Origin of the sequence: Arthrobacter sp. H41 (assembly GCF_000520535.1) — a bacterium.
In the GTDB taxonomy this organism is placed as follows: domain Bacteria; phylum Actinomycetota; class Actinomycetes; order Actinomycetales; family Micrococcaceae; genus Arthrobacter_D.
This window is the reverse complement of record NZ_KI914775.1, coordinates 39,920-41,249: the sequence shown is the minus strand read 5'-3', so window position 1 is coordinate 41,249 and position 1,330 is coordinate 39,920. Positions and strand designations below refer to the sequence as shown.

At 67.5% G+C, this 1,330-nt stretch carries 1 protein-coding gene and 1 pseudogene; both read right to left on the bottom strand.

Translation table 11 applies throughout. From position 1 onward, the window contains the following. Positions 1–298 (bottom strand): helix-turn-helix domain-containing protein (locus Y705_RS0104750; RefSeq protein ID WP_026532015.1); only part of this gene is annotated, 298 nt, incomplete at its 3' end. A 374-nt stretch (positions 299–672) separates the two neighbouring features. After that, positions 673–963: pseudogene (locus Y705_RS17485) on the bottom strand (helix-turn-helix domain-containing protein); the annotation flags it as partial. Between the last annotated feature and the right edge of the window lie 367 nt (positions 964–1,330).

Below are 1,330 nucleotides of genomic sequence, written 5' to 3'. Positions count from 1 at the left end.
CCCCGACAGCATCCACGAGCCCGCGCATCAGCGGTTCCCCGAGGCGGGCCAGGGGATCCTGGCGTACGTAGGCGGAGGACAACTCGAATGCGGTGATCCCGAGGCCGTAGAGGCGCTCCTCCGGCAGGTGCACCACGAACCCCTGGTCGGCCATCACCTTCAGCAGGTGGTAGACGGATGAGCGGGGAAGCTCCAGGGCCGTGGCGATCGAGGCGGCAGTCACCGGCCCGCGACGTGTGGCGAGGAAGCGGAGGATCCGCAGGGTGTTCTCGGCCGCGGGGACCTTCGACCCGGTCATGTGCCGTCCCTTCCCGTGCTGCTTCGGCTCCCTGCCCGCTCCGGCTCTTATTCCGGCTCCGGTCCGGCGGACGCGTCGGCCCGGCTCGGCATCGTCGGGCGGTTCCGGCCCGGTGTAGGCCCTGGAAGGCACGTCCCGATCTGGGATCCCGGACGGAAGGTGTTCGAGGCGGGCTCCGGGAGAGCACGTATTCGGCTTGTGTTGTACTCAACGTAACCCGCACCACAGTTCCGAACCAAGGCGAGTCCCGCCCACCTGTTCGCATGTAGAAGGAAACCGGCATGAACCCCAGCCAGATCAGTGCACCGCCGAACGACGTGTGGAGCGGCAGAACCAACGGAATCGGCCCCGAGCACTTGCGATGGCATCAAGCCAGCATCCACGAGCCCGCGCATCAGCGGTTCCCCGAGGCGGGCCAGGGGATCCTGGCGTACGTAGGCGGAGGACAACTCGAATGCGGTGATCCCGAGGCCGTAGAGGCGCTCCTCCGGCAGGTGCACCACGAACCCCTGGTCGGCCATCACCTTCAGCAGGTGGTAGACGGATGAGCGGGGAAGCTCCAGGGCCGTGGCGATCGAGGCGGCAGTCACCGGCCCGCGACGTGTGGCGAGGAAGCGGAGGATCCGCAGGGTGTTCTCGGCCGCGGGGACCTTCGACCCGGTCATGTGCCGTCCCTTCCCGTGCTGCTTCGGCTCCCTGCCCGCTCCGGCTCTTATTCCGGCTCCGGTCCGGCGGACGCGTCGGCCCGGCTCGGCATCGTCGGGCGGTTCCGGCCCGGTGTAGGCCCTGGAAGGCACGTCCCGATCTGGGATCCCGGACGGAAGGTGTTCGAGGCGGGCTCCGGGAGAGCACGTATTCGGCTTGTGTTGTACTCAACGTAACCCGCACCACAGTTCCGAACCAAGGCGAGTCCCGCCCACCTGTTCGCATGTAGAAGGAAACCGGCATGAACCCCAGCCAGATCAGTGCACCGCCGAACGACGTGTGGAGCGGCAGAACCAACGGAATCGGCCCCGAGCACTTGCGATGGCA